This window comes from Stenotrophomonas sp. YJH_SMC_106-19, assembly GCF_059368375.1.
In genome coordinates, this window is the sequence record NZ_JCAFRQ010000001.1 from 133,736 (window position 1) to 158,371 (window position 24,636).

Here is a 24,636-nt window from a genome sequence, read left to right on the forward strand (position 1 = left end):
ATGCAAGCCCCGCCTCTGCGGGGCTTGCTGTTTCTGGCGTGCGCGCACGCCCTGCCCTGGGCAACTCCCTTTCGCAGCAGAGGACCACCCGCATGATCGCCGCCGCACCCGCTACGCCCGCCACGTCATCCTGGTTCCACACCTTGGACTGGGAGCGACTGCTGGAAACCTATGGCGTGCCACTGCTGGCCGCCATCGTGGTGCTGCTGGTCGGCCTGTGGGTGGCACGCCGCCTGTCCAACGCGATGCCGCGCGCGACCGCGCGCATGGGCGTGGACCCGATGCTGGGCAGTTTCCTGCGCAACGTGGTCTACGCCGCATCGCTGGTGATCGTGGTGGTGCTGGCCATCGGCACGCTGGGCGTGCAGATCACCCCGCTGCTGGCCGTGCTCGGTACCGCAGGCCTGGCCGTCGGCCTGGCGCTGAAGGATTCGCTGTCCAACATCGCTTCAGGCGTGATGCTGGTGACCCTGCGCCCGTTCCGCGTGGGCGATGTGGTGACGGTCGCCGGCCAGACCGGCACGGTACGCGAAGTGCGCATTTTCCAGACCGTCATCACCGGCGCTGACAACCAGCACACCACCATTCCGAACACCCTGATCACCGCGGCGCCGATCATCAACCTCACGGCCGAACCGACCCGTCGCGTCGAGCTGGTGGTCGGCATCGGCTACGACGACGACATCCAGCTGGCGCGCGATACCGCCCTCGCGCTGATGAAGGCCGACCCGCGCGTACTACAGACGCCGGTGCCGGATGTAGTGGTCTACGAGCTGGGCGCGCACGCGATCAATCTGGGCATCCGCTGCTATGTGAAGTCGGCCGACTGGTTCGGCACGAAGGTGACGCTGCTCGAGCAGATCAAGCTGGGCTACGACAAGGCTGGTATCAACATTCCTTACCCGCAGCAGGACATGCATCTGTACCTGCACGGCAAGGACGGTGGCGTGGTCGAGGCCGACGCGCTGGTGCGCGACACGCCCTGACCGCCGCGCCTCATCCCGCGCTGCGCGCTCGCCGGGCATGGCCCGGCGTTACCTGCTCAACCGGCCGGCACGGGTAGCGCCGGGCCATGCCCGGCGGATGCGGAATCAGGCAGCGACGCTCTTTTCCAGCGTCGGGTAATCGGTGAAGCCCACCGCCCCGCCTCCGAAGAACGTCGCGCGGTCCGGCAGGTTCAGTTCCGAACCTTGGCGCAGCCGCTCCGGCAGGTCCGGGTTGGCGATGAAGGGCCGGCCGAAACCAATCAGGTCGGCCCAGCCTTCGGCCAGTGCCTGCTCGGCGCGCTCGGCGGTGTACTTGCCGGCGTAGATCAGTGTTCCCGGATAGACCATGCGCAGCGCCTGCTTGAATGCCAGCGGCATCGGTGGTGCGTCGTCCCAGTCGGCTTCGGCGATGTGCAGGTAGCCCACGCCCAGCCCACCCAGCAGATGCGCGGCCGCCAGATAGGTGGCCTGCGGCGTATCGTCCACCGCCCCCTGCAGCGTGGTCAGCGGCGCCAGGCGCACCCCCACCCGGTCGCCGCCCGCCACCTCAACCACCGCCCGCGTCACCTCACGCAGGAAGCGCAGCCGGTTCTGCAGCGCGCCACCATAGCCATCGGTGCGCTGGTTGGCCTGCGAATCGATGAACTGGTTGATGAGATAGCCATTGGCCCCATGCAGCTCGACCCCGTCGAAGCCCGCCGCCAGTGCATTGCGTGCCGCCTGCGCGTAGTCCTCGACGATGCCAGGAATCTCGTCCTCGCGCAGGGCGCGCGGCATCGAGTGCTGGATCATCTCGCCGACGCCGGCCTCCGGGCCGGCACCGGTCGGGTCAACGAACACCTTCACGCCTTCGGCCAGCAGTGCCGACGACGACACCGGCGCCTCACCGTTCGGCTGCAGGGCAACATGCGAAACACGCCCCACGTGCCACAGCTGCGCATAGATGCGCCCGCCGGCCGCGTGCACCGCATCGGTGACCTGACGCCAGCCCTGTACCTGTTGCGGACTGTGGATGCCCGGGGTCCAGGCATAACCCTGGCCCTGCGGGCTGATCTGGGTGCCTTCGCTGATGATCAGGCCGGCGCCGGCACGTTGCGCGTAGTACGCCGCCATTCCGGCGGTGGCAACATTGCCGTGGGCCGCACGCGAACGGGTCATCGGCGGCATCACGATGCGGTTGGGCAGGGTCAGTGCGCCCAGGCGGTGGGGAGTGAACAGCATGTCGGCCATCTCTTGCGGGGGAGTGCCGCAAAGAATGGGGATGGCGCCCGCCGGGCAACAGGCACGGACTGGCAAAACAGTTGTTCCGCCGGGGCAATGATAGCCTCGCTTGAGGTCTCGCCCGGGGGCAGATCCCTTTCCACGGCAAAGGGATCTGCCCCCGACACCGGTTACAGCGTCGGCTCGATCAGGGCGCCGCCATGCGCCACGCGGTCATAGCAGGTGCGCACTACATCCTCACCGTACTTGCGCTCCAGCCGGCGCACGATGAAGTGACCGCGTGCCATGTCCTGGTAGTAGTCGGTGAACATGGTGTTGAGCGTGGCGCCGGCGGCAGCACCCACGATGGGGACCGCCTGCGCGGCGAACTTCTCGGTCACCACCACACCGAAACGCGCGGCGACCTTCTCCACCACCTTGGCCAACAGCTTGCCGGCCTCCTTCGGGGCCACGCCCAGGGTGAGGTCGCGGCCGGTCACCACGCGGCCGGCCAGCTCGGCCGACAGGTGGCGCATCACATCGGTGGTGAAGCCGCGGGCCAGGTAGTAGCCCGTCTCGCTGGCGTCGTCGCGCGGCGAATTGCCGCCCAGCGCGAACACCTCCAGACAGGCCTGGCGTGTGCTGAACTCGGACAGGTCGAAGCCTTCGCTGCGCGCCACATCGGCCACGGCGCGCATCATGATGGTGGTCGACACCGGCAGTTCGATGAACAACGCGGCAAAACCGAAGGCACCGCCGACCGCGCCGGACGTTGCGGCAGCCACCTTGTGCCAGCGGGTGGATGCGCCCTTGCCGGGTGAATTGTCCATGCTCCACAGCGCCGCCTGCGCGGATTTCGACAGCGCCGCCTGCACCGCGCCGTGGATGCGGCTGGACACCGACGTCGGCAGGGCCTTCACTGCGAACTCCAGCGGCGTGCCGACCAGGTTGGCCATGCGCGCGGTCAGGGTCGGCGCCTCCAGCAGTGCCACCGCCCGCTGCAGGTCGGACCAGTCGCGGGCGTCGTGGGCGATATCGCGCGGCAGCAGGATCGGCTCGTTCATGGGCCGATAGTAGCGCCACGCGGTTGAACGATGGGTAGCGCCGGGCCATGCCCGGCGTCGTCGTTCAGGCAGTCGGCAACCCTGAAAGCGCGCCCATGAACCGGCGATAGTGGCGCAGCTCGTTGATCGAATCATGCACGTCGCTGAGTGCGGTATGGCTGCTGTTCTTGCCGACGCCAGCGGCCACGCCCGGCGCCCAGCGCCTGGCCAGTTCCTTCACCGTGGACACATCCAGGTTGCGGTAGTGGAAGTACTTCTCCAGGCGCGGCATCTGCCGGTGCAGGAAGCGGCGATCCTGGCAGATCGAATTGCCGCACATCGGCGACAGGCCAGCCGGAATCCACTCCGCCAGGAAATTCACCGTCTGCGCCTCGGCCTGGGCAAGGGTCACGCTGCTGTCCAGAACGCGCTGCCACAGGCCGGAACGACGATGCTGGTTGCGGTTCCACTCGTCCATCGCCTCCAGCGTCTCCAGCGGATGATGGATGGCGAATTCCGGTCCTTCGGCCAGCACGTTGAGCTGGGCATCGGTCACTACGGTGGCGATCTCGATGATCGAATCGTTGTCGGTATCCAACCCGGTCATTTCCAGGTCGATCCAGATCAATCGCTCGTTGGCCGCGCCGTTCTCCACCATCGTGTCGTCTCGCTGCAGGGCTGGCCCGCGGGCCGCCGGGAAAGGAAAGGGGCGCCCATCATACCCTTTCGCTGCTCATCCCTCGTCCGCCGGGCGTTCCAGCAACAGGGGCGGCTTGCCGCGCTTGGCGCGGAAGTAGTTGGTCAGCCGCGTGCTCGCCTCCTTGGCCAGCACCCCGCCGTGGATCTCCACGCGGTGGTTGTGGCGCGCGTCGCCCAGCAGGTCGAACACGCTGCCACAGGCACCGGTCTTCGGGTCGCTGGCACCGTAGACCAGCCGCGACACGCGCGCATGCACGATTGCCATCGCGCACATCGCGCAGGGCTCCAGCGTCACGTACAGCGTGCTGCCCAACAGTCGATGGTTGGCCAGCGCCTTGCCGCCGGCACGCATCGCCACGATCTCGGCGTGCGCGCTGGGATCGTGCGAAGCGATATTGAGGTTCCAGCCCTCACCCAGCAGCTGGCCGTCGGCACCGACCAGCACCGCACCGACCGGGATCTCGTCGAACTCGCGCTGCGCGCGTTCGGCCAGCGCCAACGCATGGCGCATCCACTGTTCGTCGGCGTCGTGCACCGGTACACCCGGGGCGTCGGTCATGGCGGTTTCCGTGAGGCGGCGGAGCTCAGGCGCACAGTGTAACGCCGGGCTGCGCAGCGGATGCCAGAATGACGTCATACTGTGCTGCCTGCCCGCTTCACGTTCCCCCCCATGACCACCCTGCGCCCCTCGCGCGCCGATGACGGTGCCGCACTCGTCGACCTGTGGCGCCGCGCCGTCGACGCCACCCACGACTTCCTCAGCCCTGAAGACCGCCTGGCCATCGATGCCGAAGTGGCTGGTTTCCTGCCCCAGGCGCCGACCACCGTGGCCGTGGATGCAGATGATCGTCCTCTGGGCTTCATGTTGATCGACGGGACGCATCTGGAAGCCTTGTTCATCGACCCAGACGTGCGCGGCACCGGCATCGGCCGTCAGCTGCTGCAGCACGCACTGGCCGTGCATCCGCAGCTGAGCACCGACGTCAATGCGCAGAATGCGCAGGCAGTGGGGTTCTACCTGCGCATGGGCTTCACCGAGACCGGCCGCTCAGCGCTGGATTCACAGGGCCGTCCGTATCCGCTGATCCATCTTCGGCACGCGGGCTGAACGCCCGCGATCAGTGGGTCGCTTCGAACGCCCGGGAGTAGCGCACCTCTCCCTGCGCCAGTGGCGGCTGCAGGCACAGCGCCTGGAAGTACTCGGCAGGAACGCCCGGCAGCACCAGCCCCGGCTCGGCGCGGAAGCCGAAACGAGCGTAGTACGCCGGCTCGCCCAGCAACACGCAGCCTCGCGCGTGCTGCTGGCGAAGCGCCTCGATGGCCGCGCGCATCAATGCGGTACCGATGCCCTGCCCCTGTCGCTCCGGCAGCACCGAGATCGGGCCCAGGCCGTACCAGCCGCTGCTGCCGTCGCTGACGGACACCGGCGAAACAGCGACGTGGCCGATGACTTCTCCGACCGCGTCGGCCACCAGCGAGATGCTCAGCTCGCCGCGCTCGCGCAGCGCATCAACGATGTACTGCTCGGTGTGACTGCTGTGTCCGGCCGTGGCGAAAGCGGCGGTGGTCAGGGCATGGATGGCGGCGATGTCGGCCGGCATTTCAGTACGGATGGAAAGTGTCATGGAGCACCTTGAGCTAGGCCACGCACCGGCCCGGAGACCGCCGCGACAGGGAACAAAGGGTGTAACAACCGTGCATCCGCGATTGTCCAACCGCGGAGGTCTCGCGGAAGACAGCGATGCAGCTGCCTGGGCAGGCACCCGCACGGTGCTCTGCTCGGCTATGGAGATGTTCATGGAAATGGAGATCCCGTCAACATGCGGTGCGCAGCACTACCACTGGCCGGACGCTGATTCTTGGCAGCCGGCGATGACCCCTGTTGCGGTGCAGCAGTACAATAGCCTGCTCCCCCGCCCCCTGCGTCCCCGCATGAGCCCTAATTCCTCCCTGGCCGCGCAGCTGACGCCCCGCCAGCGCACCCTGATCATCCTCGCCCTGTCGCTCGGCGGCTTTGCCATCGGTACCAGCGAGTTCGCCAGCATGGGCCTGATGCTGGAAATCAGTCGTGGCCTGTCGATCACCGAAACACAGGTCGGCCATCTCATCAGCGCCTACGCCATCGGCGTGGTGGTCGGTGCACCGGTCCTGGCGTTCGTCGGCGCCAGCTTCCCGCGCCGTCGCCTGCTGCTGGCGCTGATGGGCTTCTATGCAGTCGGCAATCTGGCCAGCGCGCTGGCACCGAACTACGCCACCATGCTCATCGCGCGCTTCGTCGCGGGCCTTCCGCATGGCGCTTACTTTGGCGTGGCGATGCTGGTAGCGGCGGCGATCAGCCCGGCCGGCCAGCGCGGCCAGGCGATGTCGCGCGTGCTGCTCGGCCTGTCCATCGCCATCCTGATCGGCAACCCGCTCACCACCTGGCTGGGCCAGCAACTGAGCTGGCGTACGGCGTTTGCGCTGGTCACCCTGCTGGCCATTGCCACCGTTGCGATGATCGCGCGCTTCCTGCTGCCCGACCCGGAGGAGGTGCGCACCTCGCCGATGCGCGAGCTGCGCGCCTTCAACACCACGCAGGTATGGCTGGCACTGGCCATCGGTGCGGTCGGATTCGCCGGCATGTTCTGTGTGTTCACCTATCTTGCGCCGACCCTGGTGCAGGTGACCGGGGTTGCCGAATCGTGGATGCCGCTCGCCGTGGGTGTGTTCGGCATCGGCGCCATCATCGGCAACATCGCCGGCGGCTGGCTGGTGGACAGATTCCACTTCAAGGCCGCCGCGCTGGTACTGGCGTGGTCGATCGTGATGCTGCTGCTGTATCCGCTGGCTGCGCAGTCGGTGTGGACCATCGGCCCGATGATCATCACCGTGGGCACCATGGGTGCGCTTGCCGCCGTACTGCAGACCCGCCTGATGGATGTGGCGGGGGAAGCGCAGACGCTGGCTGCGGCCTCCAACCATGCCGCGTTCAACACCGCCAACGCGCTGGGGCCGTGGCTGGGTGGCATGGCCATCAGCGCCGGCTTCAGTCCCGCCACCACCGGCTATGTCGGCGCAGCCACGGCCTTCGGTGGCCTGCTGCTGTGGTGCGTAGCGGTGATGCTGGAAAAGAACCGCGCACGCACGGTCGCCCGCAGTCACTGACACTGCTGTCCTGCGGCCGTCCCGCAGCGCCGCACGCGGCAGGCAGGCCTGCGGCGGCCGCCGACGGGACTACACATGGCGTGGATATCCGTTCGGGCAGACTTCGATCAACACCCCCTGGTCGATCGTCCGGACCGCAATGCCTCCCCGCCGTGCCCCTGCCCACCATGACGCGGTCGCCCTGCAGGCCGGCGTGCTGGGCAGTGTGCTGGGTATCGCGCTGTTCAAGGCGTCCGCTCTGTCGGCCATCGCTGCGGGGTCACTGATGACCACCGGACTGTGGCTGCTCACCTGCGTCCTGCTGGCGGCCTGGGCCCTGGCCGCCTGCCTGGCTTGCCTGGCCTTGAGCCGACGGGTCTTCATGCTGATGCTGGCGCTGTCCGCACTGTTCATGATCTGCGTCGCGTAGACCGCAGGCGCCACAATCGCACAGTATCGTCACACTTGTTACTGAATAACAAGTGCAGGCAGACCGATTGCGTCGGCACGGGGTCACATTATTGAATCAGGGCACCCCCACTTTCCCAGGATGCCGTCCATGCCTACCTGCTTCGCCCCCGCCGCGCTCCGCGCCTCGGTCTATGCCGTCATGCTTGCCTCGCTCGCTGCCTGCGCCACCTATGACGACACGGCCATGCATTCGGGCTGCCAGGAATCACCGCACCTGAAGGACCTGCCGCCGCAGGTCGCCGCACGCGAAAGCCGCTGCAACAAGAGTCTTGAAGTCTGGTCCAGCGAGCGCAAGGGCGATGACAAGCCACTGGATCTGAGCGGCAAGAAGAAGGAGCTTTGAAGAAAGCTCTGACGGCGGGGTGTCTTGATGCGGCCGATGCACACAGCTGACTGCGCCGTCACGGGTGGCAGGCGAGGATGCAGACGTGTACTACTCGCGAGCGGTTATGTCCCACCCTGTCATCCGCGCTTTCGAAGCCGTCTTCAACCTCTCAGGTGGTGTTGAACGCATCACCGCGCTCACCGTCACCTGCCACCATTGCGCGGAGACCACCTCCGCCAGTGAGGACACATTGCTGCATCTGCCAGGCGGTGCCCTGTTCCGCTGCGAGCGTTGCGGCTGCCACCAGCCGATCAGCCATGCGCGTGTTTCGGAGTGGCAGCTCCCGTCGCTGCTGGGGGTATGAGGCGATGGAGCTGACCGCAGCGCAGATCAGGATCCTGCAGGACATCGCCGACGCGCAGCCGGTGCGCGGTGACGCTGCGACCTGGGCAGTGAATGCGGGCTTTGCGGTGCAGGCCGAGGATGCGGACATCGACCTGACGCCGGCAGGCCGGCACGCCCTGGCCGGGCAACCAGGCCAGGAGCCAGGCTAGCCGCTGCGGTTGCCCCGACCCATTGGCGATGTGCAGGCCCTGCTGACATCGGTTCGGCTATGCTGCCGCACCTTCCCGCGCCGACGGCCATGCATCCTTTCCCCCTTCCCGTCTCCGCACCCGACCAGCTTGCCTATCGCCTGCTGCAGGACAGCGACTGGGCACGCTCGCCGGCGGCGGCACAGGCGCCCTGCGAGCTGCGCACGCTGCTTGCGATGATCCTCGACTCTCCGGAACCTCTGTGGATCGCCTGGGGCCTGAGCGAAAAGGCATTCTTCTTCAACGATGCCTACCTGCCGATGCTGGGTGACAAGCTGCACGGCGCCATGGGCAACCGCCTGGACGTGGTGTGGTCTGACGTCTGGGCCGATGTGGAGCATGCCATCGATGCGGCGTTCGCGGGCCGCAGCCGCAGCTTCAAGAACCTGCCGCTGATGATGGACCGCGACGGCACGCTGCGCGAGACCTTCTGGACCTTCTCCTATTCGCCTCTGCGCGATGCCAGCGGTGCCGTCGCCGGGATCATCTGCGTGGTCAGCGAGCAGACCGAACGCGTGATCGAGCGCGACCTGCACAGCCGCCAGGTGGCCGCGATCACCGAACAGGCGCGCGAGGCGCACCTGGAACTGGTGCGGGCCCGTGAGCAGCTCAGGCAGTCGCAGAAGCTGGAAGCCATCGGCCAGCTCACCGGAGGCGTCGCGCACGACTTCAACAACCTGCTGCAGGTCATCACCGGCTCGGTGGACATGCTGCTGCATACCTGGCCGGCGGAAGATCCGCGACGCCGCTACGTGCAGGCAATCGGCAATGCGTCGGACCGGGCCACACGGCTGACAGCGCAGCTGCTGGCCTTCTCGCGCCGGCAGAGCCTGTCACCGGAGGTCTTCGACCTGTGCGAGAGCGTGCAGGCCCTGTCGGACATCATCACCACGGTACTGGGGGCACGCATCCAGGTGTCGGTCAACCTGCCTGATCGCCCGCTGCCGGTGCTGCTGGACCGCACCCAGCTGGACACCGCGCTGATCAACATCGCCGTCAATGCGCGCGATGCGATCGACGGCCACGGCACGGTCACCATCGACGTCGAGCAGGTTACCGCGGTGCCTTCGGTCCGCTTCGCGGCACCGCTGAAAGGTGACTTCGCCGCCATCAGCGTGACCGATACGGGCACTGGCATCGACCCTGGCGTGGTGGATCGCATCTTCGAACCCTTCTTCACCACCAAAGGTATTGGTGCCGGCACCGGCCTGGGCCTCAGCCAGGTATTCGGTTTCGTCAAGCAGTCCGAAGGCGAGGTGGACGTCAAGAGCGAGGCTGGCGTCGGTACCCGGTTCACGCTGTATCTGCCGCTCACCCGTTCCAGCGAGACGGTGGCGCGGCCGGCGGCACAGCCGGGCCTGCTGCACGGGCACGGGCTGTGCGTGCTGGTGGTGGAGGACAACGTGGATGTGGCCGAGTTCGCGGTCGGAGCCCTGCGCGAACTCGACTATGAGGTGGTACTGGCCTGCAACGCCAATGAGGCACTTGCCGAACTGGAACAGGACGCCACGCGGTTCCATGTGATGTTCAGCGACGTGGTGATGCCCGGCACCAACGGCCTGGAACTGGCCCGGCACGTGCGTGATCGCTTTCCGGATCTGCCCATCATCCTGACCAGCGGCTACAGCGAGCTGCTGGCACGCGACCCCGGCCACGGCTTCACCCTGCTGCGCAAGCCCTACTCACTCAAGCAGCTCGCCGTCGTGATGACCGAGGCCGCGGGTCAAAGAGACGTAGCGGCAGCGCGGGCGTAACGCTCTCCGCACGGGCCGATGTGCATCGCGCCATCGGGGAATAGGCACAGCATCACTGCAAATGCTAATCTTTCTCATTTGCGGTTGCCAATCCCCTCCCATGACCCTGTTCCCGCTCCGCCGCCGCGCGCTGTGCGCGGCTCTGGCCCTGCCCCTGGCACCCCTGGCACAGGCCGCCCCCACCACCACCGCGACCACCCAGCTCGACAAGGTCGAAGTGCGTGGCCGTGCTCAGACGCTGTACCGGGTTGACGACGCCGCGGTTGGCACCCGCACCGATACCCCGCTGGAGCTGGTGCCGCAATCGGTGCAGGTGGTGCCGCGCGAGTTGATCGACGACCAGGCGGCGCGCCAGGTGACCGACCTGTACCGCAGCATCAGCGGCATCAGCTTCTTCAGCTATGCGGGCGTGACCCTGCGTGGCTTCCGGCAGGAAAACGTGCTCTATGACGGCCTGCGCGGCGACCCGTATGCGGGCTTCGCGGTGCCCCAGCTGTTCAACATCGAGCGGGTGGAGGTGCTGAAGGGTCCGGCCGGCGCACTGTATGGCGGTGGTGATGCCGGCGGCGTCATCAATTATGTGACCCGCAAACCCCGGGCCACGGCTGAGCGCCGCATCGAAGTCCAGCTGGGCAACGAGGATTTCCGCGCCGGCTCGGTCGAGGCCACCGGCCCCCTGGATGCGGCCGGCCGCGTGCGCTACCGCGCCGGTCTGTACGGCGACACCGAGCAGGGTGTGCGCTGGAACACCGACAGCGAAAGCGTGATCGGCGATGCATCGTTGGCCTTCGATGTGGGCGATACCGGCGAGCTGACCCTGCAGTTCACCGACATCACCCAGAACCTGGGCGGCAACCGCCTGCGGGGTGTACCAGTGAATGACGCAGGTACGTTCCTGACCGATCGCCGCTGGAACCACAACGAGGCCAGCGACTTCCTCGACATGCGCGCGAAGGTCGCCCTGGCGCAGTATCGCTTCGCGCCGGCCTCGAATCTGGATGTGGATTTCGCCGCGCGCTGGTTCACCAACAACGAGCACCAGATGTATCACGAGCCGATGGGGTTGATCGACCGCGATCGCGATGGCGTGGCCGAGTGGATGACGCGCCAGCTGCGCAACCAGATCCGCGACAACGAGGCGTTTACTGTCAACGGCAATGCCGTGTGGCGGGTCAGTACCGGCCGCATCGAGCATAAAGTGCTGTTCGGCGCTGACGTGTACCAGCTCGATGCCGACTTCACCGCGCAGACCGCCAACAGTGCCGACCTCGCGCGCGGTGCGGGACCGGTGCGTGGCATCGACCTGTTCAATCCAGTGTATGGCGCCAGCACCTGGCACGACTACGCTCTGGCTACCCTGCCCTGGCGCAGCACCTCCACGCGCAGCACCCGCTACGGCGGCTACCTGCAGGACGAACTTGCGCTGGGCACGCGCTGGCATGTGCTGGCCGGCCTGCGCTGGGATGGCTTCAAGGACGAGGATCGCCTCGGCGGCAGCAGCGTGGATGGGCACGACCTCAGCTGGCGGCTGGGCAGCACTTTCACCGTGCGCGAGGGGCTGAACCTGTACGCGAACGTGGCCAGCGGATTCGTGCCACAGAGCGCGGCCAACCAGGACCGTGCTGCCGGCGGCCCGTTCGACGCTGAACGCAGCAAACAGTGGGAGATAGGCATGAAGTCGCTGCTGGCCGAGCGTGTGACCCTGAACATGGCGGCCTACCGCATCGACCGCAGCAACATCGTGCAGGCCACCGGCGAAGTGATCGCAGGCGTGAACCAGCTCGCCGCGCTGGGCCTGGTGCGCAGCACCGGCATGGAACTCGATCTGCTGGCCGATGTGACCGATCGCTGGGTGGTGAACCTCACCTACGCGTACAACGACGCACGGGTGAAGGATGCGGGCCCGAACGGCATCACCAACGCCTCCGGAGACCGCTTCGCCAATGCACCGCGCAACATGCTCGGCCTGTGGACGCGTTACGACCTGCCTGCGCTGAACTCGGCCATTGGTTTCGGTGCCGACCATGTCGGCGAGCGCATCAGCCTGGACGGGCAGAGCGTGAAGGCCTACACCGTGTTCGACATGAGCTGGAAGACCACGTGGAAGCAGTGGCAGTTCCAGGCCAACGTCAAGAACCTGTTCGACAAGGTGTATGCGGCCAGTGGCTTCATTGCGCGCAACGGGCACTTCCCCGGGGAACCGCGCCGGGTGTACGTGCAGGCGGCCTACCGCTTCTGACGGGCGGTCGCGCTGCCGGCCCCGCGCAGGGGCCGGCAGCCTGCAGCACCTGCGTTACCGGGCGGGTGCCGCCGGCATCAGCACGCCATCCTTGAACGAAAGCGGGATGGTCACCGCCCCCTGCGGCGATGACAGCTGAAGGGTCAGCGACTGGCGGGCCGACGTGCAGGACGAGGCGATGCCCTGGAACCAGGAGCGCTCCGGTACCTGTGCATTGATGGCCTGCAGCTGCGCGGCAGGAACCGCGACGCCATCCACCTTCAGGCCAGTCAACCTGACCGGACCCGGCGATTCCACCACGAGCTCGAACACGCGGCTGCCACAACTCATCTGGTGTTGCGAGGTGTAGCGGTTCGCAGGCAGTCCATCTTCGCTGCGCAGCACCGCCAGCCCTGGCGAATCGGCACCCGCCACCGGCGCACAGGCTGCTGCGCCCACGGCCAGAACGGCCACCGCCCATGCGGCCTCTATCTTCATAGCGTCGTACCCAGTGTTTCCGCATCGCGGTCGTTGAAATCATACTCACGGGTCACACCATCGGGCCCGATGATGTAGTAGCGGAACTCTTCGGCATTCATGCCGTTGTCGCGCAGCAGATCGGCCACGCCCCAGTCCCCGCCTTCGTAGGCCACGCCGCCAACGGTGCGGTTGTCGGACGGGTACTTGTTGACCTCATGCGTCTCCGACGGGAAGACCCCGGCCGGATGGGAATGGATGATGCCCACCACCTGGCCCGGCGTGATGCCCCACTCCAGCAGCGGATAGCTGATGGCCCCGGGATTGCTGGCATCACCGCGCGCCATTGGGCTGGTCTTGATTTCACCGGTCACTGCGTCACGGTAGATCACCGTGCCCAGCTCCTGGCTCTGATAACCCGGGTCAGCCTTGATCAGTGCCTCCACCTCACGCGCGACGGTGTCAGCCTGTGCATCGACCTGCTCATACGCGCTCGGCGGCGCCTCGCCACCGCCACCGCCGCCACCACCGCCGCCGCCATCGCCCGGGTCCCACGGATCGGTCCAGTCTGGCGGATCGATATCCGGCCAGCCGCCGTCATCCGGCGGCAACGCATCCACCGGCGGCAGATCGGTGGTATCCATCTGCGCACCGCCAGAAACCAGTGCGAGCTCTTCCAGCGACAGCTCGCGAATTCCATTTTCCTGCATGCGTGCAACTCCTTGCTTCGAGCGTGAGGTGTGGTGTTTAGCGCAGCAACTGCGTGAAGGTCAAATAGCACATTCGCATTACTTCAAGATGAAGAATCGTCGTTGCGCAAGTGCGATGCGCGTTCATTTTTGTCGTCTATCACCCTTCCGTCCGAATCAGACTTTTCTGACAGAGCACTGTCCACTTCGTGTGATAAATGTCCGAGGGCCGCATGAAGGCGGCAACGACGCATCCGTAATCTGCATCGGACAAACAAGGAGTTGTGAGATGTCTGCAAGTGGAGTTCGTGATCTCTCCCCCGAAGAACGTGCACTGGTCTCCGGTGGCGCGCAGGTGGACACCACCGATCTGCCGCCGGTCGATGTGACCCCACCGGACGACTGGGGTCCCAACCCGGATCCGCCGGACTGGCCCGATCCGTGGGATCCGGGCGATGGCGGCGGCGGCGGTGGCGGTGGCGGCGGTGATGGAGGTGGTGGCGACGGCGGTGGTGACGGCGATGGACAGCCAGACTTCACCTTCATCGATGTCAAGCCTTTTGAAAGCAAGCTGACCTACACGCCGGGCGAGAATGGCGAGCCGGGCTTCAACAAAGCGGTGTTGACCTACCCGATTCCCAATGAATTCGGCCAGTGGACGGTCAGCACCGAGCTGAAGTTCAACACCGACGGCACCTTCAAGGACGGCAAGGGCACATTGGATTTCGTCGGCAACGATGGCAGTCTTCTCAAGTGGCAGCTGAACGAAGGTTCCTGGACCTCCACCGTCAATGGTGGTTACTACTGGGATATCGGCGCAGGCTTCGGCTTTCAGATCAACCTGATCTACAACTCAGCGGACAACGACATAAAGGGCGAAGCCCAGTTCCTCTACAACAAGAGTCCTTGATCCCTCTTGGGATGCCGCGTTCGCGGACGCGGCATCCATCTGGAGTCCCATGCGTCCCCTTTTACTTGCATTGCTGCTCGTTTCATCCTGTGCTGGTGCCGCTGAGACAACCCGCGTCACGCAGATATTCAACGACCCCACGCCGGTCAGCCAAGCGCTGGCTCAAGGTGATGTCGCTGCACTACGGCAGCTGCAGGTCAATGCAACCAATACCGTCGTAAAGAAGATGGCCAGGGCCGCCGAACGCCGCGTTCTGCTGGACGTTCCTGGAGCCCGCGAAGCGTCAGATGAATGTATCCAGATGGCGCAGCAGACTACGCATTTGGCCGGGCTGACTGTCTGCGGAGCACTGCGAGCTGGCGTCGAGGTGGTAGCGGGTGACCTGCCTGCATGGGCACGCCTGTCGATGCAGGCGCGGGAGCGCGTTCGGGCCGCTGCGGAGAAGCGGGGCAAAACATTGGGAAATGTCGATGTATTCACCCGCATTCCAGACTACGCCGCGATGGCCGATCGGCCCGCTCCCAAAGTCGATTCATCTGGCAAAGGACGCATCGCCCTGCACACAGGAACGGTTACGGTAGCGTCCAGCCAGGATCACGACGGCGGCCGTGTCGCTTATCCCAACATGGCGCAACTGCAGATTGACGGAAAGACTGTTGAGGTTCTGGTCGACACCGGCTCGGCACTGACCATAGTGCATCCCGCGGCGATAACTGCGCCCCCGCTCATGGAGGGATTCACGCTGTCCGGCGTGCTGGGCGACTCACAACTGCGCAGCAGGATGGCCCAACCGCAGACCCTCCAGTTTGGTCCCTTGATCATCTCGCAACCATTGGTATCCGTCAGCGAACGCAGTCCTGCGAACCTTCTTGGCCTCGATGTTCTATCTCGTCTCGGCCGAGTCCTGATCGGCAAGGATGGCCTGCAGGTGCTCGCGGAGGGGTCTGCCGCTCCGGCCTGCGACGCCCCGATGTTCTCGGCGGCAGACCTGAGCGGCACGCAGACCGTCCCAAGGTTGTTCATTACTGTTGACGGCAAGCGCCAGGAAGCAATGCTGGATACTGGTAACAGTGGCGAGTTGATGGAAGCCCTGCCAATCGGTGTGGCTCTGCCAGCAGGTCCAGTTCAACACAGTGTTGTTCAAGGCGTACAAGGACAGCAGCGAAGAGCATCGGTCGCGCGCGAGGCCGTTGTGCAGACCTTGGACGGCTCTGCAGAATTGCAGATGAGCACATCCACTGGAAACCATCCAAGCAAGACGCGCTATGTGCTGGGCGGCGGCAGCCTGCGCAAGGTCTCCATCTATCTGGATTTCATCACAAACAAGGCCTGCCTGATGTCTTTGGGGGCTACCCAGTCAGCACACTGATATCGCATCCTGATTGAATCTCCGCATCAGCACAGCCACTCAGGCCAGAATGGAATCAGCCGGCTGATGATGAAGAGCCTGATACGATCAATTGAAGGGGTCTGCTGCAGTGCAGAGCAAACTACTCGTATTCGTGGCTGTCGTTGCGATGGCATCCTGCAGCAGCCATGGCGACCCCTATCTGGCGCAGGGCGTTCGTGAAACCACGGCTGCACGCCAATGCATGGACCAGTGTCGGGACCACTATGCCAGCTGTCATTCCGCCGGAAGCAGTAGCGGCTGCCTGGGATCGGCATCCCAATGGGGTGGCAACTGCGAAGAAATCCAGGACAGGTATCTTCGTCGATCATGCCAGGCGAGCGTGGATTTCTGCCGGAATCGCCTTCCGGACATCAAGTGCGGGGAAATACGCGACCGCTGCCTGAGTGCCTGCGGTGGGGGCTAGCGTGTCGCAGCAAGCGGCCGCTGAACGAAAGCAAGCGCAGGGCGCGTTCATTTTTGTCGTTTATCACCCTTCCGTCCGAATCAGATTTTTCTGACAGAGCACTGTCCACTTCGTGTGATAAATGTCGGAGCGCCGCATGAAGGCGGCAACGACGCATCCGTACTCAGCATCGGACAAACAAGGAGTTGTGAGATGTCTGCAAGTGGAATTCGTGATCTCTCCCCCGAAGAACGTGCACTGGTCTCCGGTGGCGCACAGGTGGACACCACCGATCTGCCGCCGGTCGATGTGACCCCGCCGGACGACTGGGGTCCCAACCCGGATCCGCCGGACTGGACCGATCCGTGGGATCCGGGCGATGGCGGCGGTGGCGGTGGTGGTGGCGGCGGTGGTGGTGGCGACGGCGGTGGCGAGACCACCTTCAGTTCCAACGCCAGCATTGATGGCAACGGTGTAGCCAGCGCGACCCAGACATGGGTATTGCAGGACTACAACCTGACCTTCAATCTGACCGAGAACCTGAATCTGACCAATGGCAACTGGGGCCTGGCCGGTAACGGCAGCTTCCAGTATGCAGGCCAGACCTACACCCTGGGCCTGACCACCGATCACTTCAATGTGAGCAACTACAACGCCAGCTTCAACCAGGACTTCGGTAACGGTGTGTCGTTCAACATCGGCCTGACGTTCGATCCGAACACCAACTCGTTCACCGGCCAGTTCAACCTGGTCATCAGCGGGTTCTGACGCTGCACCGGAAAATCGGTCGCCCGGGAGACCGGGCGGCCGATACGTGTCACAGAGGAGCTGAGGCAATGAAATTCCTGATGTCCGCAGTGATCGCACTGGGCGTGGCCGCCCCCGCCGGGGCCCGCGATGTGGTCGCTGAAGACAGCCATGGCATCACCGTAGCGGTGATGCAGGGCAACAGCGCGGCCCTGGAGCGGATCGGCAAATCCAATGCCACGGCACGGCTGGCCGCACGTGCCGGCTACCACCGCACGCGTGGCGAAATCGCCCAGTCCAATCGCTGGGCCGACACCTGTATCGCCGACGCTGCCGTGGTGGCCGAAAAGAGCCAGGGGGTCATGTACCTGTGCCGGAGCCTGCGTGCCGGCAACCGTCTGCTGGAAGGCGACATCGCCGGCTGGGCCGCGGACATGCAGAAGGTCCGCGCGCTCTATCAACAGCATGTCGCGCCGTCGCTGCGTGCAGGCGAGGAAGTAAGCGGCATCACCGCCCCCGCGTTCGAGTCCTTCAGCCAATGGCCGCGATCGGCCACGCTGGCCGCACCGCCGCCTGCCGGAACCCGCCTGCCGCTGTCGGCCAAGGCCGGTGTCCCTGTCATCCGCGGCAAGATCCGGGGCGGCCAGGATGGAAAGCAGCGCGACATCGACTCCGATTTCATCATCGACACCGGCGCCACCCGTTCGCATATCAGCCGCAAGGCCGCACAGGCGATGGGCCTGGCGGTGACCGACGACTTCGCCACCGACAATTCGCGGCCCGGGCAGACCGTGGCGATCGGCCTGGCCGCTCCGGTCGATGTGCAGCTGGGCGATCTGCACTTCAGCAACGTCGCCTTCACGGTCACCGACCAGATCAAGTTCAACATCATCGGCCTGGACCTGCTGTACCGACTGGGTCCGCTGGTGCTGCGGCCCACCGAGCTGGAGCTGCTGAAGGCACTGCCTGCCGATACCTGCCGGCAACCCCTGGCAACCACCTCTGCACTGTGGGGCGGCCAGTACTCGCTGCGCCTGCCGATGCGCATCGGCAAGCGCGACGAGCTCGTCCTGCTCGACACCGGCACCGATGTCGCACTGGAAGCCTCCGGCGTGAACCTGTCCACCTACCCACAGGCCAGCCTGGTGCAGCGACGCCGCTGGACGATGCACGGCCTGCAACCGGTCCGCTACGCCGAGGCCACCGCACCGGTCACGTTCAATGGCCGCACGGTCACCCTGCAGACCCAGGTCTCCGACCAGCCCGCCAACGTGTTCCCGATCTCCTGGCGGGTGGGCTTCGGCCTGCGCGACGATTACGACTACTACGTGGACGTGGCCGGTGGCCGTGGCTGCCTTGCGCCCCGAACCGCGCGATGATGTCCCTACCCATCCCACTCTCCGCAACGACGCGGCACCGCAGGCCACATGGAACCAGCCAGGAAGGATGAGACGGCGGATGTGATTCCGCTGTTCCGCAACGAAGCGATCGAGGCCGCCACGCAGCGCTTCGGCTCACCGGTGCAGGCACCGGGTGTCGGCATGTGGCTGGCTACCGGCTTCGTGGTTGCGCTGCTGGGCCTGGCGGTACTGTTCCTGGTGACCACCTCGTTCCCGCGCAAGGAAACCGTATCCGGTGCGCTGGTCCCCTCGCGCGGCCTGTTGCCGATCATCAGCCAGCGTTCGGGCATCGTCAGCAACGTGCATGTGGAGGAAGGCGCGAAGGTCCGCCAAGGCGACCCCATCGTCAGCGTCTCGGTGGATTCGGTGATCGACACCGGCGAAAGCACCGGCGCCACCCTGTCCGGCATGGCCGAGCGCCTCACCCAGGCTTCGGTCGATCGCGAACGCGCCACCGAAGCATCCCTGGAAAGCCAGGAGGCCGGCATCCGCGAGCGCATGCTGGGCACCACCCGCCAGCTTTCGGTACTGCGTGACAACGTCACGCTGTACCAGCAACAGCAGGCCATCGCCGAGAAGACCGTGCACGACCTGGGCCGCCTGCGCGCGGACAAGCTGGTATCCGAACTGCAGTACCGCGACGCGGAGGTGCGGGTACTGAACGTGCGCCAATCGGTGGCCGAAGTGCAGACGCGCATTGCCCAGCTGGAACAGGAGCACGAGCAGATGCGGCACGAGCTGGGCCGCCTCAAGGCCGAGCGTGACGCCAACCGCGCCACCGCGCTGTCCGAACTGCTGGGCGCACGCGAGAAGGCGATCAACTACAAGCTGGGCACGCAGTTCAATCTGGTGGCGCAGTCCGCCGGGCAGGTCACCTGGCTGCAGGCCAAACCGGGCGCCACGGTCACCGCCGGGCGCACGCTCGGGGTGATGATGCCGGAAGGCTCGCAGCTGTTCGCCGAGCTGTGGGTGCCCTCCTCGGCCATCGCCTTCGTCAATGTCGGCACCGACGTGCGGCTGATGTACGACGCCTTTCCCTACCAGAAGTTCGGCGTCGGCCGCGCCCGGATCGTCAAGATCGCGCGCTCACCGACGTCACCGGAGGAACTGCCCGCCGACCTGCAGGCCGTGGAAAGCCAGTACCGCCTGCTGGCCGCGCTGGACGACCAGCAGATGCAGGCCTATGGCAAGGCGCTGGCACTGACCCCGGGCATGCGCCTCAAAGCCGATCTGGTTCTGGAGAAGCGTTCGCTGCTGGACTGGCTGCTGGAGCCACTGCTGGCGGCGAAACGACGGCAGGAATGAGGTTGACGGTCGCCGTCGCGGAACTGCAATGCCCACGCTCCGCGCAGGCCTGGCGATGAGGTGGCTTCCATGTGGCGACTTGGCGGCCGTCTCCAGGAACAGGAACGATGAACCTCAATCTCTGCCGGAAACATCTCCTGCAGCCGCTGTTGGCGTTGACCCTGTCACTCGCATTCCAGGCATCTGCTGAAGACGGCGCCCGAGGAAAGGACAGCAACGAGAATTCACTTGAAGACGTGATTCAGAAGCTTGCCGATGCCCCTTGGCCGCTGGGCTTCGATTTCTTCCGAAGCATGGGCGCACGTGAATTCATGCAGCAGGGCAACAGCAATACCGACCCCGTCGTTTTCAGGTCAAGCCCGATCGAGACCCGCGATGGTTACCGGATCGCCCATACCGAATTCCGGATCCATCCGCGCCTGGTGCAGGGAATCAGTTTCTTCTATGCCAAGCTGGAACAGGGTCATTGCTATCCCGCTGCGTCCTTGAAGGAAAACTACGCGCTTGAGCAGTTCATGTATCCGCCGAGCCCGCACAATGCAGCCGCTGAACGAGTGAGCAGGGAATCTGCTTACGAGCTTCGTTCCAATGGGACTGTCCTGCACTTCACTACCGATGGATCCCGCGACGAGTGTCTGCTCAGCTTCTATCGCGCCGCACGCTAGGGATATGCGCCCCACCGTGCAGTGAAGGATGGCGATTGTCGGGCGCTGGGCCCCGGCAATTCTGGCTGGGTGCCCGTGTCGGCGTGGTTTCATTCCTGGCTGTAGCACGCATTAAAGCCGATCTGGTTCTGGAGAAGCGTTCGCTGCTGGACTGGCTGCTGGAACCGCTGCTGGCGGCGAAACGACGGCAGGAATGAGGTTGACGGTCGGCGCTGCTGTGGGCGCCGCTGCGGTGGGCTTGCGGGTATCGCCCACCACCCTGCCCTGATCGATGCGCACCAGACGGTCGGCCAGGCGCATGGTGTCGGGGCGGTGGGTGATCAGGATGCGGGTGATATCCAGCTGCGCCAGCGCCTGATAGATGCGGCTCTCGCGCGCTACGTCCAGGTTCGCGGTGGCCTCATCCAGCACCAGGATGCTGGGCTTGCGGTACAGCGCGCGGGCCAGCAGCAGGCGCTGCTTCTGGCCGCCGGAGAGGGTCGAGCCCATGTCGCCCACCAGCGTTTCCAGCTGCATCGGCATGCGCTGCACATCCTCCTTCACTGCCGCCATCTCCAGGCACTGCCAGACCAGCGCGATGTCCGGGCGCTCGGCGAAGAAGGTCACGTTCTCCACGATCGAACCGGTCAGCAGCTCATCATCCTGCATCACCACGCCCATCCGCTGACGGACCACGCGCGGCCCCCAGCTGGCGATGTTCAGCCCGTCATAGAGCAGCTCGCCGGCGCTGGGCGGGTACAGCCCGGTCAGCACCTTCACCAGCGTGCTCTTGCCACAGCCGGACGGGCCGGTGATGGCCACGAACTCGCCCGGCGCAATGGCCAGGTTGATGTCCTTCAGCGCCGGCGCTTCCTGTGCCGAGTACTGGAAGTACACCGAACGCAGCTGGATGTGCCCTTCCATGCTGTCCGACGCCGAAGGATCCTTGCTGAAGCCCTCTTCGCTGGGACTGAGGGCAATATCGGCAATGCGGTCCGAATGCAGCTCGGTCAGGCGCCAGGCGATGCACTGGTCCACCAGCGTGGTCAGCCGGTTGCTCAGCTGCTGCCGGTAGGCCACAAAGGCATACAGCGCGCCTACTGTCAGCGTGTTGGCCAGTACCGCCTGGGCGCCGATGTAGACGATGGCCACCAGGCTGAGGCCATCAAGCAGGGTGCGCCCCGCGCCGATGCCAATCTGCAGGTTGGCGCTGTTCAACGAAGCACGCACCAGATCGGCGTACTTGTTGGCCCAGATCGATTCGCGCGAGAACTCGCCGCCCATGGTCTTGATCGACTGCATCGCGCGCAGCGTTTCGATGCGCGTCCCGCGCTCGGCGATGTTCGCCTGCAGACTGGCCATGCCCATCTTCATCGACATCGGGATGGCGGCCACCCGCATCAGTACGTACAGCCCCAACGCAGTCAGTGCGACCAGACTCATCAGCGGCGAGTAGACGAACATCAGCACGATGATGCCCAGCGCCAGCACACCGTCCAGCAGTGCGCCGATGAGCCCGTTGGCGATCAGCTGGCGGATCGGGTCGATCGACTCCATCCGCGACAGCGCATCGGCCAGACGGCGTCGATGGAACCAGGTCAGCGGCAGGCTGACCAGATGATGGAACAGGCGCCGGCTCATGTCCCAGCCCATCAACGCCGACGCCCGCTGCAGCGTGACCCCGCGCAGCGCCTCGGCCAGGCTGTTGAACACGGCCACCGCACCGAACCCCAGCGCGAGGGCCATCAGGAAGCCGCGGTCGCCGCGCAGCACACCCTCGTCCACCGCCAGCTGCATGAAGAACGGTGACAACAGCACGAAGCCCTGCAGCAGCAGCGTATAGACCAGCGTATGGAACAGCGCGGTGCCGACACCGCCCTTGAAGCGGATCATCGACCAGATGTTGAGCGGCGAACGCTGCTTGCGCGGCCGGAAGCTGGGCGAGGAGCTGACCTCCACCGCGATGCCGGTGAAGGCCTGGGACAGCTCCGCTTCGCTGAAGGACAGCGAGCCATGGGCCGGGTCGATGATGTGGTAGCGGCCGCGTGAGACCTTCTCCAGCACCACGAAATGATTGAGCTTCCAGTGCAGGATGGCCGGCGTGCCCAGATGCTGCAGATCGCTGGGCTCGCAGCGCACCGGCCGGCACTGCATGTCCAGCGCGCTGGCCAGCGCGATCAGCTGGTTCAGGTCCACACCGCGCTGGGAGTTGTGGTACTTGCGCCGCAGCTCGCTCATTTCCAGATCAGCGCCCAGCATGGACGAGCAGATCGCCAGGCATGCCAGCCCGCATTCGCTCACTTCAGACTGCACCCGCCAATAGCGCTTGTTGAACATCAGACATCCTCGTTCCGGTCGGGCATGGCCGGCTGCTGCCCCAGCCATGCATACAACTCGATTGCCGTGCAGTGCCAGGCGTACAGCCCTTCCCAGCGACCGTACAGTTCCGCCTCGCGCAGGCGCACTTCGTAGCCGCCACGGGACAGCACCGTCAGCACCTTCAGCGGGATGAAGCAGGCCTGCGGAAGCCCGGCGCGGTGCAGGCAGAAATTGAACAGCGCGCGCCCCAGCCGGCCATTGCCGTCGGCAAAGGCATGCGCATTGTTGGCCAGCGCCAGCAGCTGCACCGCAGACCCCAGGCCCTCAGCCGGATCGGGCGCGGCCCGTTGCCGCAGCAGCTCGTCCCAACGCGCGGCCCCCTGCAGGGCCGGCACCATCGGCAGCTGCGCGCGCCCATCACGGGCGCGGATCCATACCGGCCCGCTGCGCAGCGCGCCGTCACCGCCGGTGCTGAGTGAGACGAAGCGCTGTACATCGGCCATCGACAGCGGCCCCTGCACGGTGCGGTGCCACTGCCGATAGACGTCGGCCTCGGCAGCTTCAGCCGCAGCCAGCGCGGCCAGATCGAACGCCGGCATCTGCATGTGCGCCGACAGCGGATGGCGCAGCTGCTGCACCGCCGCCCGCAGCCGCGGATGCCCGCGATGGGACCACAGCGTTTCGCAGGGCTGCGCACAGGGCAGCAACGCGGGCAGCCTGAGGTTGCACGCCTGCAGCCGCTCTGCCAGCGCCGGGGACGGCTGCGGCGGCGGCAGCGGCATCAGCACCCGTTCGGTGGCGACGGGGGCACCTGTGGGTGTGGTGGCCAAGCGTGCGGTCATCACTGCCCCGTCCCGGTACCCGGCAGCAACAGCACCAGGCCATGTTCGCGCGCTTCGGTGCCCGGCCGGCGCGATTGATACAACTGGGTGAAGTACGAGGTCAGCTTGACCATCAGCCACGGCTCGGCGTCGCACGGCACGAAACGCATGTCGATGTGTTCAAGCAGGAACTTGCGGGTCAGCCGCTGCAGGGCACGCCCCGGCTCGAAGCGGACGTCTGCCCGCGCACTGTAGAACACCACGATGTCCAGATCGTTCGGCACGGCATTGGAGACGTCCACGAAGCTGCCGCCCACCAGACAGCAGTGCACCTGCACCACCTGCGCCAGGTCGGCGAGTGCGCGCCCCAGCGCCGCCAGCCGCACCCGGCGCAGGCTGCTGCCGCCGAACGCGCGCTCGAAGGCCGCACGGTCGGCCAGCCAGGGTGAGGCATTGCCCGGTGTACTGGCAGCGATGGGCAGCAGGTACTGCGGCAGGCCCGCATCCACGATGTGCTGGAAGGGGGTTTCCACGGCGCCGGCGGGCGCGGCACCGGCCGGTCGGGCAGCGGGCGCCGGGCCCGCAACGCCCAGGTAGGCACGGATGCGCCCTGCCTGTGCGCGCACCAGCGCGGCCTGGTCCGGGAACACCGCGACCGAGACGTAGGCGAAGCGGTCGGCCACTGAAAGTGAAAGCGCATTGAATGCCTTGCGCACTGCGATGCGCTCGTCGGCGGGGAAATCACGCTCCGGGAAGCGGGCAGCATCGGCCGACGCCGCCGTCGGCGCCGAGCACCGTTGATACAACCCGGCGTTGACGATGGCCAGATCCAGATCGGAAAACGCGGGATCGAAAGCCGCGCCATCGCGCAGCGAAAAGCCGAAGCGGGCCGAGCCGACAATCTGCACATCGGCCACCGGCACCGCCAGCAGCTGGCTCACTCCCCGCAGCAGCGGCGCAAGGCTTTCGGTGTCGCCGGCACACAGTGCCGGCCCATCCAGCGCGGCCTCGGCGATCTGCTCGGCCGCCACACTGCGCGCGTGCTGTTCGCGAATCCATTCAGCGTAGTTCATCAGGCATCCAGGCCAACGGTGGAACGTCTCAACGCTAGCATATCCA

At 65.8% G+C, this 24,636-nt stretch carries 25 protein-coding genes; 15 read left to right on the plus strand and 10 right to left on the minus strand.

Features of this window, described 5'->3' with window-relative positions:
- Window positions 1-92: 92 nt before the first annotated feature.
- Complete coding sequence (locus AC5P5M_RS00555; RefSeq protein WP_053517872.1) at window positions 93-986, plus strand: mechanosensitive ion channel family protein; 894 nt, start codon at window positions 93-95, stop codon at window positions 984-986.
- A gap of 105 nt (window positions 987-1,091) precedes the next feature.
- On the opposite strand, the gene AC5P5M_RS00560 is transcribed toward AC5P5M_RS00555, so the two are convergent.
- The 4 genes from AC5P5M_RS00560 to tadA form a co-directional block, all read right to left on the minus strand.
- A complete protein-coding gene (locus tag AC5P5M_RS00560; RefSeq protein ID WP_495205455.1) occupies window positions 1,092-2,207 on the minus strand; it encodes an alkene reductase in 1,116 nt (371 codons plus the stop codon).
- A 170-nt stretch (window positions 2,208-2,377) separates the two neighbouring features.
- Window positions 2,378-3,250, minus strand: coding sequence for an EcsC family protein (locus AC5P5M_RS00565; RefSeq protein ID WP_476341164.1), 873 nt, complete (start codon window positions 3,248-3,250; stop codon window positions 2,378-2,380).
- A gap of 64 nt (window positions 3,251-3,314) precedes the next feature.
- Window positions 3,315-3,887 (minus strand): oligoribonuclease, encoded by a 573-nt coding sequence (gene orn / locus AC5P5M_RS00570; RefSeq protein WP_053517870.1) that lies wholly within the window; start codon window positions 3,885-3,887, stop codon window positions 3,315-3,317.
- Window positions 3,888-3,962: 75 nt separating this feature from the next.
- Window positions 3,963-4,487 (minus strand): tRNA adenosine(34) deaminase TadA, encoded by a 525-nt coding sequence (tadA, locus tag AC5P5M_RS00575; RefSeq protein WP_180877036.1) that lies wholly within the window; start codon window positions 4,485-4,487, stop codon window positions 3,963-3,965.
- Between the two features lie 111 nt (window positions 4,488-4,598).
- On the opposite strand from tadA, the gene AC5P5M_RS00580 reads away from it, so the two are divergent.
- The gene (locus tag AC5P5M_RS00580; protein WP_164153107.1) at window positions 4,599-5,036 is read left to right on the plus strand and encodes an acetyltransferase; all 438 of its coding nucleotides are present in this window, start codon (window positions 4,599-4,601) and stop codon (window positions 5,034-5,036) included.
- A 10-nt stretch (window positions 5,037-5,046) separates the two neighbouring features.
- Here AC5P5M_RS00580 and AC5P5M_RS00585 read toward each other — a convergent pair whose 3' ends face one another.
- Window positions 5,047-5,553: a GNAT family N-acetyltransferase gene (locus tag AC5P5M_RS00585; protein WP_164153108.1), complete on the minus strand. Its 507-nt coding sequence runs from the start codon at window positions 5,551-5,553 to the stop codon at window positions 5,047-5,049.
- A gap of 307 nt (window positions 5,554-5,860) precedes the next feature.
- Here AC5P5M_RS00585 and AC5P5M_RS00590 point away from each other — a divergent pair, with 307 nt between their 5' ends.
- The 7 genes from AC5P5M_RS00590 (at window position 5,861) to AC5P5M_RS00620 (ending at window position 12,433) form a co-directional block, all read left to right on the plus strand.
- On the plus strand, window positions 5,861-7,072 hold the full coding sequence (locus AC5P5M_RS00590; RefSeq protein ID WP_053517900.1) for an MFS transporter: 1,212 nt from the start codon (window positions 5,861-5,863) through the stop codon (window positions 7,070-7,072).
- Window positions 7,073-7,211: 139 nt separating this feature from the next.
- Complete coding sequence (locus tag AC5P5M_RS00595; RefSeq protein WP_053517866.1) at window positions 7,212-7,481, plus strand: hypothetical protein; 270 nt, start codon at window positions 7,212-7,214, stop codon at window positions 7,479-7,481.
- Window positions 7,482-7,610: 129 nt separating this feature from the next.
- A complete protein-coding gene (locus AC5P5M_RS00600; protein WP_053517864.1) occupies window positions 7,611-7,865 on the plus strand; it encodes a hypothetical protein in 255 nt (84 codons plus the stop codon).
- Window positions 7,866-7,971: 106 nt separating this feature from the next.
- Window positions 7,972-8,211, plus strand: coding sequence for a hypothetical protein (locus AC5P5M_RS00605; RefSeq protein WP_495205456.1), 240 nt, complete (start codon window positions 7,972-7,974; stop codon window positions 8,209-8,211).
- A gap of 4 nt (window positions 8,212-8,215) precedes the next feature.
- Complete coding sequence (locus tag AC5P5M_RS00610) at window positions 8,216-8,401, plus strand: hypothetical protein (protein WP_111187042.1); 186 nt, start codon at window positions 8,216-8,218, stop codon at window positions 8,399-8,401.
- Window positions 8,402-8,490: 89 nt separating this feature from the next.
- Window positions 8,491-10,194, plus strand: coding sequence for an ATP-binding protein (locus AC5P5M_RS00615; RefSeq protein ID WP_495205457.1), 1,704 nt, complete (start codon window positions 8,491-8,493; stop codon window positions 10,192-10,194).
- Window positions 10,195-10,294: 100 nt separating this feature from the next.
- Entirely contained in the window at window positions 10,295-12,433 is a 2,139-nt protein-coding gene (locus tag AC5P5M_RS00620; protein ID WP_495205458.1) for a TonB-dependent siderophore receptor, read from the plus strand.
- Between the two features lie 54 nt (window positions 12,434-12,487).
- Here AC5P5M_RS00620 and AC5P5M_RS00625 read toward each other — a convergent pair whose 3' ends face one another.
- The gene (locus AC5P5M_RS00625) at window positions 12,488-12,910 is read right to left on the minus strand and encodes a hypothetical protein (RefSeq protein ID WP_495205459.1); all 423 of its coding nucleotides are present in this window, start codon (window positions 12,908-12,910) and stop codon (window positions 12,488-12,490) included.
- On the minus strand, window positions 12,907-13,599 hold the full coding sequence (locus tag AC5P5M_RS00630; protein WP_495205460.1) for a hypothetical protein: 693 nt from the start codon (window positions 13,597-13,599) through the stop codon (window positions 12,907-12,909). The genes AC5P5M_RS00625 and AC5P5M_RS00630 overlap by 4 nt, the downstream gene beginning before the upstream one ends.
- Before the next feature lie 268 nt (window positions 13,600-13,867).
- Between AC5P5M_RS00630 and AC5P5M_RS00635 the strand changes: the two genes are divergently transcribed.
- The 6 genes from AC5P5M_RS00635 (at window position 13,868) to AC5P5M_RS00660 (ending at window position 20,398) form a co-directional block, all read left to right on the plus strand.
- A complete protein-coding gene (locus AC5P5M_RS00635) occupies window positions 13,868-14,488 on the plus strand; it encodes a hypothetical protein (RefSeq protein WP_053517857.1) in 621 nt (206 codons plus the stop codon).
- Between the two features lie 49 nt (window positions 14,489-14,537).
- Window positions 14,538-15,857 (plus strand): retropepsin-like aspartic protease, encoded by a 1,320-nt coding sequence (locus AC5P5M_RS00640; protein WP_495205461.1) that lies wholly within the window; start codon window positions 14,538-14,540, stop codon window positions 15,855-15,857.
- 637 nt (window positions 15,858-16,494) lie between these two features.
- Window positions 16,495-17,049: a hypothetical protein gene (locus AC5P5M_RS00645; RefSeq protein ID WP_164972387.1), complete on the plus strand. Its 555-nt coding sequence runs from the start codon at window positions 16,495-16,497 to the stop codon at window positions 17,047-17,049.
- A 68-nt stretch (window positions 17,050-17,117) separates the two neighbouring features.
- Entirely contained in the window at window positions 17,118-18,407 is a 1,290-nt protein-coding gene (locus AC5P5M_RS00650; protein WP_495205462.1) for a retropepsin-like aspartic protease, read from the plus strand.
- A gap of 48 nt (window positions 18,408-18,455) precedes the next feature.
- Window positions 18,456-19,733, plus strand: a complete 1,278-nt coding sequence (locus AC5P5M_RS00655) for an HlyD family secretion protein (RefSeq protein WP_080375280.1) — start codon at window positions 18,456-18,458, stop codon at window positions 19,731-19,733.
- Window positions 19,734-19,840: 107 nt separating this feature from the next.
- On the plus strand, window positions 19,841-20,398 hold the full coding sequence (locus AC5P5M_RS00660; RefSeq protein WP_495205463.1) for a hypothetical protein: 558 nt from the start codon (window positions 19,841-19,843) through the stop codon (window positions 20,396-20,398).
- A gap of 111 nt (window positions 20,399-20,509) precedes the next feature.
- Here the strand turns inward: AC5P5M_RS00660 and AC5P5M_RS00665 are convergent, their stop codons facing one another.
- From AC5P5M_RS00665 to AC5P5M_RS00675, 3 genes are read right to left on the minus strand one after another with little or no spacing between them, the layout of a single operon-like run.
- Entirely contained in the window at window positions 20,510-22,714 is a 2,205-nt protein-coding gene (locus AC5P5M_RS00665) for a peptidase domain-containing ABC transporter (RefSeq protein ID WP_164184964.1), read from the minus strand.
- Entirely contained in the window at window positions 22,714-23,538 is an 825-nt protein-coding gene (locus AC5P5M_RS00670; protein WP_495205464.1) for a Fic family protein, read from the minus strand. Before AC5P5M_RS00670 ends, AC5P5M_RS00665 begins: the two co-directional genes overlap by 1 nt.
- On the minus strand, window positions 23,538-24,590 hold the full coding sequence (locus AC5P5M_RS00675) for a DUF6932 family protein (protein ID WP_495205465.1): 1,053 nt from the start codon (window positions 24,588-24,590) through the stop codon (window positions 23,538-23,540). Before AC5P5M_RS00675 ends, AC5P5M_RS00670 begins: the two co-directional genes overlap by 1 nt.
- Window positions 24,591-24,636: the final 46 nt, after the last annotated feature.

Excerpts from the sequence above, each read along its gene's own strand:
- tadA (WP_180877036.1), bottom strand. The coding sequence starts at position 4,487 with ATGACCGACGCCCCGGGTGTACCGGTGCACGACGCCGACGAACAGTGG.
- AC5P5M_RS00605 (WP_495205456.1), top strand. The coding sequence starts at position 7,972 with ATGTCCCACCCTGTCATCCGCGCTTTCGAAGCCGTCTTCAACCTCTCA.
- AC5P5M_RS00595 (WP_053517866.1), top strand. The coding sequence starts at position 7,212 with ATGCCTCCCCGCCGTGCCCCTGCCCACCATGACGCGGTCGCCCTGCAG.
- AC5P5M_RS00600 (WP_053517864.1), top strand. The coding sequence starts at position 7,611 with ATGCCTACCTGCTTCGCCCCCGCCGCGCTCCGCGCCTCGGTCTATGCC.
- AC5P5M_RS00615 (WP_495205457.1), top strand. The coding sequence starts at position 8,491 with ATGCATCCTTTCCCCCTTCCCGTCTCCGCACCCGACCAGCTTGCCTAT.
- AC5P5M_RS00650 (WP_495205462.1), top strand. The coding sequence starts at position 17,118 with ATGAAATTCCTGATGTCCGCAGTGATCGCACTGGGCGTGGCCGCCCCC.
- AC5P5M_RS00660 (WP_495205463.1), top strand. The coding sequence starts at position 19,841 with ATGAACCTCAATCTCTGCCGGAAACATCTCCTGCAGCCGCTGTTGGCG.
- AC5P5M_RS00590 (WP_053517900.1), top strand. The coding sequence starts at position 5,861 with ATGAGCCCTAATTCCTCCCTGGCCGCGCAGCTGACGCCCCGCCAGCGC.
- AC5P5M_RS00610 (WP_111187042.1), top strand. The coding sequence starts at position 8,216 with ATGGAGCTGACCGCAGCGCAGATCAGGATCCTGCAGGACATCGCCGAC.
- AC5P5M_RS00555 (WP_053517872.1), top strand. The coding sequence starts at position 93 with ATGATCGCCGCCGCACCCGCTACGCCCGCCACGTCATCCTGGTTCCAC.
- orn (WP_053517870.1), bottom strand. The coding sequence starts at position 3,887 with ATGGTGGAGAACGGCGCGGCCAACGAGCGATTGATCTGGATCGACCTG.
- AC5P5M_RS00585 (WP_164153108.1), bottom strand. The coding sequence starts at position 5,553 with ATGACACTTTCCATCCGTACTGAAATGCCGGCCGACATCGCCGCCATC.
- AC5P5M_RS00630 (WP_495205460.1), bottom strand. The coding sequence starts at position 13,599 with ATGCAGGAAAATGGAATTCGCGAGCTGTCGCTGGAAGAGCTCGCACTG.
- AC5P5M_RS00620 (WP_495205458.1), top strand. The coding sequence starts at position 10,295 with ATGACCCTGTTCCCGCTCCGCCGCCGCGCGCTGTGCGCGGCTCTGGCC.
- AC5P5M_RS00580 (WP_164153107.1), top strand. The coding sequence starts at position 4,599 with ATGACCACCCTGCGCCCCTCGCGCGCCGATGACGGTGCCGCACTCGTC.
- AC5P5M_RS00645 (WP_164972387.1), top strand. The coding sequence starts at position 16,495 with ATGTCTGCAAGTGGAATTCGTGATCTCTCCCCCGAAGAACGTGCACTG.
- AC5P5M_RS00625 (WP_495205459.1), bottom strand. The coding sequence starts at position 12,910 with ATGAAGATAGAGGCCGCATGGGCGGTGGCCGTTCTGGCCGTGGGCGCA.
- AC5P5M_RS00565 (WP_476341164.1), bottom strand. The coding sequence starts at position 3,250 with ATGAACGAGCCGATCCTGCTGCCGCGCGATATCGCCCACGACGCCCGC.
- AC5P5M_RS00675 (WP_495205465.1), bottom strand. The coding sequence starts at position 24,590 with ATGAACTACGCTGAATGGATTCGCGAACAGCACGCGCGCAGTGTGGCG.
- AC5P5M_RS00560 (WP_495205455.1), bottom strand. The coding sequence starts at position 2,207 with ATGCTGTTCACTCCCCACCGCCTGGGCGCACTGACCCTGCCCAACCGC.
- AC5P5M_RS00635 (WP_053517857.1), top strand. The coding sequence starts at position 13,868 with ATGTCTGCAAGTGGAGTTCGTGATCTCTCCCCCGAAGAACGTGCACTG.
- AC5P5M_RS00655 (WP_080375280.1), top strand. The coding sequence starts at position 18,456 with ATGGAACCAGCCAGGAAGGATGAGACGGCGGATGTGATTCCGCTGTTC.
- AC5P5M_RS00640 (WP_495205461.1), top strand. The coding sequence starts at position 14,538 with ATGCGTCCCCTTTTACTTGCATTGCTGCTCGTTTCATCCTGTGCTGGT.
- AC5P5M_RS00665 (WP_164184964.1), bottom strand. The coding sequence starts at position 22,714 with ATGTTCAACAAGCGCTATTGGCGGGTGCAGTCTGAAGTGAGCGAATGC.
- AC5P5M_RS00670 (WP_495205464.1), bottom strand. The coding sequence starts at position 23,538 with ATGACCGCACGCTTGGCCACCACACCCACAGGTGCCCCCGTCGCCACC.